General features: G+C 51.7%; 7 protein-coding genes. 6 read left to right on the top strand and 1 reads right to left on the bottom strand.

The annotated features are described in order from the left end of the window. The 5 genes from ACR0P9_RS05715 to ACR0P9_RS05695 all read left to right on the top strand — a co-directional run. A partial coding sequence (locus tag ACR0P9_RS05715; RefSeq protein ID WP_432618160.1) for a molybdopterin-binding protein occupies positions 1-916 on the top strand: 916 nt, incomplete at its 5' end. 30 nt (positions 917-946) lie between these two features. After that, positions 947-1,822, top strand: coding sequence for a molybdate ABC transporter substrate-binding protein (gene modA, locus ACR0P9_RS05710; protein WP_432618158.1), 876 nt, complete (start codon positions 947-949; stop codon positions 1,820-1,822). A 2-nt stretch (positions 1,823-1,824) separates the two neighbouring features. Further along, positions 1,825-2,493 (top strand): molybdate ABC transporter permease subunit, encoded by a 669-nt coding sequence (gene modB / locus ACR0P9_RS05705; RefSeq protein ID WP_432618156.1) that lies wholly within the window; start codon positions 1,825-1,827, stop codon positions 2,491-2,493. Further along, positions 2,490-3,536, top strand: coding sequence for a sulfate/molybdate ABC transporter ATP-binding protein (locus tag ACR0P9_RS05700; RefSeq protein WP_432618154.1), 1,047 nt, complete (start codon positions 2,490-2,492; stop codon positions 3,534-3,536). Before modB ends, ACR0P9_RS05700 begins: the two co-directional genes overlap by 4 nt. A gap of 147 nt (positions 3,537-3,683) precedes the next feature. Next, positions 3,684-5,096, top strand: coding sequence for a uracil-xanthine permease family protein (locus ACR0P9_RS05695; RefSeq protein ID WP_432618152.1), 1,413 nt, complete (start codon positions 3,684-3,686; stop codon positions 5,094-5,096). Between the two features lie 59 nt (positions 5,097-5,155). Here ACR0P9_RS05695 and ACR0P9_RS05690 read toward each other — a convergent pair whose 3' ends face one another. Then, positions 5,156-5,476, bottom strand: coding sequence for a GIY-YIG nuclease family protein (locus ACR0P9_RS05690; RefSeq protein WP_432618150.1), 321 nt, complete (start codon positions 5,474-5,476; stop codon positions 5,156-5,158). A gap of 281 nt (positions 5,477-5,757) precedes the next feature. Between ACR0P9_RS05690 and ACR0P9_RS05685 the strand changes: the two genes are divergently transcribed. Next, positions 5,758-6,749 (top strand): substrate-binding domain-containing protein (locus tag ACR0P9_RS05685; RefSeq protein WP_432618148.1); only part of this gene is annotated, 992 nt, incomplete at its 3' end.

Genomic DNA, 6,749 nt, shown 5'->3' with positions numbered 1-6,749 from the left:
TTGTATCAGCGAAAAACGCGGCACACCCAAGAAGCCGGTTGCCGAGGCACAGCTTGTGCCGGATTACGGCATTCAGGGCGATGCGCACGCGGGAAACTGGCATCGGCAGGTCAGCCTGCTGCAGCAGGAAAAAATTGATGCCTTTCGCGCGCGCGGCGTGCCGGTGGAGGCGGGCGCATTTGGAGAAAATCTCGCTGTGACAGGCATTGATTTTCGCGCCCTGCCGGTGGGCACGCAATTGCAGTGCGGCGATGTGTTGCTCGAAATCACGCAGATCGGCAAGGAATGTCATACACACTGCGCGATTTATCAGCGTGTCGGAGATTGTATCATGCCGCGAGAGGGCGTATTTGCGCGAGTGCTGCGCGGCGGAACTCTTGCTGTCGGAGCAGAGATGCAGGTTATTCCGCGGACACAGCCGTTTCCGTTTCAGGCGGCAGTGATTACCTTGAGTGATGCCGGTGCAGCGGGAACACGGGAAGATACGAGCGGTCCGATGATTGCCCAGCGGCTGCGGGAAAGCGGATATACCGTGATCGAACAGCTGCTGCTGCCGGATGGACGAGAGGCTTTGGAACACGAGCTGATTCGCTTGTGTGACCAGCGGCAGCCGGATTTGATTTTGACGACCGGCGGAACCGGATTTTCTCCGAGAGATGTCACGCCGGAAGCAACGCTCGCTGTGGCAGACAGACAAGTGCCCGGCATCGCTGAGGCGATTCGAGCAGAATCTATGAAGATCACCAAACGCGCGATGCTGTCGCGGGCGGTATCTGTGATTCGCGGGCGGACGCTGATTATCAATCTGCCCGGCAGCCCGAAGGCGTGCATGGAGACAATGGATGTGTTTATGGACACCATCCCGCATGGATTGGGACTTTTGCGCGGTACGGTTCACGACTGCGCACGAGCATAAAGAATCATTTGTTTAAACGGAGACAGAACTATGAAAAAGAGAACCAAAGCACTGGCTGCGCTGATGGCGCTGGCGATGACCATGACCGCTGGCTTGACTGGCTGCGGCAGCACGAGCACCAACACAAGTGCCAACGCAGATACCGGCTCAGCATCCGATTCCGGCGCAAAGACCGAACTGGTTGTTTTTGCGGCAGCGTCTATGACTGAAACGCTGAATCAGATCAAGACGGACTATGAAGCACAGCATAAGAACATTACCCTGACGTATAACTTTGATTCCTCCGGCACGCTCAAGACGCAGATTCAGGAAGGCGCGACTTGCGACGTATTTATTTCTGCGGCACAGAAGCAGATGGATCAGCTGGATGCTTCCAAGGATGAGACAGCGAATCCGGAAAAGCTGGATTTTGTCAACAGCGACAGCCGAATTGACCTGTTGGAAAACAAAGTTGCTCTGGTCGTTCCGGACAACAACCCGAAAAATATTCAGAGCTTTGACGATCTTAAGAGCAAGCTGGAGAGCGGCGATGTGCTGATGGCAATGGGCAACAGCGATGTACCGGTCGGTCAGTACACCCAGAAGATTTTGCAGTACTTGGGACTGGATGAGAAGGCACTGGCAGATTCCGGTGAAATCACCTATGGCTCCAATGTCAAGGAAGTGACCACACAGGTTTCCGAGGGCAGCGCAGATTGCGGTATTGTCTACTATACCGATGCGTACAGCGCAGGTCTGAAGGTTGTCGGCGAGGCAACTGAGGAAATGTGCGGCAAGACCATCTATCCGGCAGCTGTCATGAAGAACAGCCAGCATCCGAAGGAAGCACAGGAATTCTTGGATTATCTGCATGGCGATGCCGCAACGCAGGTTTTTGAGAAGGTCGGCTTTGTAGCCGTACAGTGAGTATGGATTGGTACCCGTTATATAATTCCCTGCGCATTGCGGGAATCAGTTGTGTGCTTGTGTTCTTTGGCGGCATCTTTTGCGCGTACTATGCAGCGCGATTGCCGCGTGCGCTCAAAGGCATCTTAGATGTTGTTTTGACCTTGCCAATGGTGCTCCCGCCGACGGTCTGCGGCTATTTTTTGCTGCTGATTTTTGGCGTCAAACGTCCGCTCGGACAGCTGCTGGCGCAGTATGGCATCCAGTTTGTCATGACTTGGTACGGCGGCATTTTGGCGGCGGCATTCGTCTCATTTCCGCTGATGTATCGGACGGCACGCGGTGCGTTTGAAGCGTTTGACCCGAATCTTGCCTATGCGGGCAAAACGCTGGGATTGTCTAATACGTACATTTTCTGGCGCATTCGGATGCCTGCGTGCAGACAGGGAATTCTGGCGGGAACGGTGCTGACCTTTGCGCGTGCGCTCGGTGAATACGGTGCGACCAGTATGTTGATCGGCTATACGCCGAAAAAAACAGCGACGATTTCCACCACGGTGTATCAGCTGTGGCGCACCAATGATTCTGTCGGTGCGTGGAAATGGGTGCTGGTCAATCTGGCTATCAGTACGGTTGTGCTGCTGTCCGTCAATCTCTTGGAGAGCAAACAGAAAAAGGCGGTGAAAGCATGAGCCTGCGTGCAGAGATTCACAAGAAACTCGGAGCATTTTCTCTGGATGTCTCGTTGGAGACACAGGACGGTGTGCTCGGCCTGCTCGGCGCATCCGGATGCGGCAAGAGCATGACGCTCAAATGTATTGCCGGCATAGAAAAGCCGGATAGCGGCTATATCGAATTGGATGGAACCGTGCTGTTTGACAGCGAGCGCGGCATCGATTTGCCGCCGCAGAAAAGACGCGTTGGATACTTATTTCAAAATTATGCGCTGTTTCCCAATATGACCGTGCGGCAGAACATTCTGTGCGGCTTGAAATGGGAAAAACGGCGTGATGTACGTGAACGAAGCTATCGCAATGTGGTAGAGCTTTTGCAGCTGGAACAGCTGCAAAAGTATCGTCCGCATCAGCTGTCCGGCGGACAGGCACAGAGAACTGCGCTGGCGCGGATTTTGGTCAATGAACCCAAGCTGCTGCTGCTCGATGAACCGTTTTCCGCGCTGGACAGTCATCTGCGCGAGAAGCTCCAAATCGAACTGCGCGACTTGCTCAAGCGATATGGACGGGAAGTCCTGCTTGTGACACACAGCCGCGATGAAGCCTATCACATGTGCAGGCAGATTGCCGTCATGCATGAGGGAAGCGTGCTGACCCAGCAGGAAACCCATGCACTGTTTGCCGATCCGCAGTCTATTCAAGCGGCGATGCTGACCGGATGCAAAAATATTGTCTCGGCACAAAAAACAGGAGAGCATACGGTTTTCGTGCCGGATTGGGGCATTTCGCTTCAGACGGCGATGCCGGTGCGCGAGGATATTCAGGCGATTGGCATTCGTGCCCATGCCTTTGACCCGAATGAACCGAAAAATTGCTTTCCGGTTTCTTGGGTCGGAGAGATGGAAGAACCGTTTGAGTGGATCACACAGTTTCGTTTTGCCGGTCAAAGAGAGGACACCGCACCGGTTTGGCGGAGATTCTCCAAGAATATTGAAACCGAACAACAGCCTGCTCATTTGGGCGTGACACCGAACGACATTTTGCTATTGTACCATAGATAAAATACGAAAAAACTGCGCTAAGTTTGGCGCAGTTTTTTTATATTTCGTTGAATTGCGACAGAAATACAGAAAAAGATGGGATGACACAAAAATCTGTGCTATAATACACTCGTTGTTTACAAATTTTTAATAATTATAGGAGGAAATATGGAAAACCAAAAACAGTATGTGACCCCTTATGATTTTAAGGGCAAACTTCCGCTGAAGCAGGCAATTCCGCTCGGTTTGCAGCATGTACTGGCCATGTTTGTCGGCAACCTGACGCCGCTGCTGGTTATCATGAGTGCTTGTGCGGCAATTGGTGATGCGGAGTCCTTTGTAGCCATCCAGGTTTCTCTGTTGCAGAACGCGATGCTGGTCGCAGGCATCGTAACGCTGGTTCAGCTGTTCTCGATTGGACCGATCGGCGGACAGGTACCGATTATCATGGGTACCAGCTCCGGATTTATCGGCGTGTTCAGCAGCGTTGCCAATGTTATGGGCGGCGGTATTATCGCATACGGCGCAATGATGGGCGCTTCGATTATCGGCGGTTTGTTTGAGACCGTTTTGGGTGCATTCTTAAAGCCGCTGCGCCGCTTTTTCCCGGCAATTGTCACCGGTACGGTCGTTCTTTCGATTGGTCTGTCGCTGATTAGTGTCGGCGTCAGCTCGTTTGGCGGCGGCTCCAGTGCCAACGACTACGGCTCTCTGGAAAACCTGCTGCTGGGTCTGGTTGTCATGGTTATTATCTTGGCATTCAAGCACGGCGCAAAGGGTCTGGCAAGCTCGTCCTGCATTCTGATTGGCATTATTTGCGGATACATCATTTGTGCGATCATGGGCGCATGTCTCGACACTACAGCAGTCAATGCAGACGGCGTGGAGTACACCAAGGCATGGGTACTGAACTGGGGCAAGGTAGCAGAGGCATCTTGGTTTGCCGTTCCGAAGTTTATGCCGGTAAAGCCGGTGTTTGACCTTCGTGCCATCATTCCGGTTGGCATCATGTTTATTGTCACTGCCGTCGAGACCGTTGGTGATATTTCCGGCTGTGTAGAAGGCGGCATGGGCAGAGAGGCAACCGATAAGGAATTGTCCGGCGGCGTCATGTGTGACGGCGTAGGTTCCAGCTTTGCCGCTCTGTTTGGCGTTCTGCCGAACACGTCGTTCAGCCAGAACGTTGGTCTTGTTACGATGACGAAGATTGTCAATCGAACCGCTCTGGGCTTCGGTGCGATCTTCCTGATTGTATGCGGTCTGTGCCCGAAACTGGCTGCTCTCGTGTCGATTATGCCGCAGAGCGTGCTCGGCGGCGCGGCAATTATTATGTTCTCGTCCATCGTACTCAGCGGTATTCAGCTGATTACCAAAGATCCGATGAGCGCACGAAACATGAGCATTGTGTCTGTTGCTCTGGGTCTGGGTTATGGTCTGGGAGCAAACAGCGATGTACTGGCAGGTCTGCCGAGCTACATTTCGCTGATCTTTGGTGGTTCCGGCATCGTTCCGGCAGCTCTGGTTGCGATTATCCTGAATATTGTTCTGCCGAGAGATAAGGCTCCGGCTGAAGAAAAGTAAATCCATTCGGATAGAGAAAATCCCATCTGCGTTTGCAGATGGGATTTTTTGCGTGAAATTTAATGAGAGGAGATGACGCTTCCATCCGGCTCAACAGCAATTCTTGTGTATTCTTCCGGCAGCGGAACAGCAGAAGTATCTTGAATCAGCGCTTCTTTCTTCGCTTTGCTCAGGTGTTTGAGCTTGTATTCTAATCGGGATGCTGCCGCACGGTCTGCGCTGCGCCAAGCAGCTTCCATGCGGACGGGACGATGGACGGCAGTATATTTGGCACCGCCGGACAGCTTGCCGCAGTGCTGGGCAAATCGGCGGGCAAGGTCTGTCGTGATGCCTGCATATACTGTGTCGTCTTCACAGCGCAATAAGTAGGTGTAATACATGCGGATGCTCCTTTTTTGACATGCATTCAGTATAACACAAGTGTATTTGACAAAAGCACTAAAAACAAATCGTATGATTTGCGGGATGTTATGAACTATGACCATAAAGTGCAAATTTATGGCGGGAAAGTGAAAGACTTTATCCCGTAGTCAATGCTATACTGAGAACACAGAAAAAGAGAAAATGAAAAAAGCATTCGTGCATTTTTCGACACAAAATCTACGTATATTTTTTGCATTACGATATGTCATGCGGAGGAAGAGAGGTAAGCGTTATGAGGATGAAACGGACATTTGCGGCGATTTTGACAGGTGTACTGTGCGCTGGCGTGATGACCGGATGCGGCACATCTGGGACACAGAGCAGTTCTAAGACAGACAGCGCAGTCAAAATGTCGGATTATGACGGCAAGATCACGCTGGTCATTGCGACAAAGGACGAATTCTTGGGGACACTGGACAATGCTGTGAAGGCTGCTGCTGAAATGAATGATGTCGAGCTGACTTCTGTCGACTGCGGCGCAGATCAGGATAAGCAAAATGAAGCGGTTCGTGCGGCAGCACAGAATGAAGCGGATGCGTTGATTGTCAATTTGGCAGATGACAATCGAGCCAAAGATGTCATTGATGCGGCGGGAGAGATTCCGATTGTCTTTGTCAATCGCTGCCCGGAAGACACCTCTTTGCTGGATGATACGCATGTTTACGTTGGCTCGGATGAAGCAACCTCCGGCGTTATGCAGGGAGAACTGCTGACCGATGCACTCAAGAAAGACAATCAGACGGAAATTCACTATTTTATGCTGAAGGGCACAGAGGGATTGCTGCACACCAGAGCACGTTCTCAGGATGTCATCGCGACATTGGAGAAGAATGGCATAAAAACCGAAGAAGCCATTCCTGCTGTTGACTGCGATTATTCCCGCAGCGAAGCAATAGAGAAAGTGAATGCTTTGCTTACCAATGATGCGGATTTCTCTCAGGTAGATACGATTATCTCAAACAACGATGATATGGCACTGGGTGCAATAGAAGCACTGAAGCAGGCGGGCGTGGACATTTCTAAGATAAAAATCGTGGGTGTGGATGGCACCAACACCGGACTGCAAGCTATTGTAGACGGCGATATGACAGCAACTGTGTTCCAGAGCGCGTCGGGTCAGGCAGCGGCAGCGTTGCAGGCGGCAATCAATTTGGCATCCAAACAAGAAGTCAATGCGGGTATCTCGTATGAATTAGATGGTCACACGATTTGGATTCCGTTTGAAAAAGT

This window comes from Butyricicoccus sp. (genome assembly GCF_050872565.1).
Classification (GTDB): domain Bacteria; phylum Bacillota; class Clostridia; order Oscillospirales; family Butyricicoccaceae; genus Butyricicoccus_A.
This window is presented reverse-complemented; position numbering and strand designations above follow the sequence as displayed.

Coding starts and splice junctions, on each gene's coding strand:
- modA (WP_432618158.1), top strand. CDS start 947: ATGAAAAAGAGAACCAAAGCACTGGCTGCGCTGATGGCGCTGGCGATG.
- modB (WP_432618156.1), top strand. CDS start 1,825: ATGGATTGGTACCCGTTATATAATTCCCTGCGCATTGCGGGAATCAGT.
- ACR0P9_RS05700 (WP_432618154.1), top strand. CDS start 2,490: ATGAGCCTGCGTGCAGAGATTCACAAGAAACTCGGAGCATTTTCTCTG.
- ACR0P9_RS05695 (WP_432618152.1), top strand. CDS start 3,684: ATGGAAAACCAAAAACAGTATGTGACCCCTTATGATTTTAAGGGCAAA.
- ACR0P9_RS05690 (WP_432618150.1), bottom strand. CDS start 5,476: ATGTATTACACCTACTTATTGCGCTGTGAAGACGACACAGTATATGCA.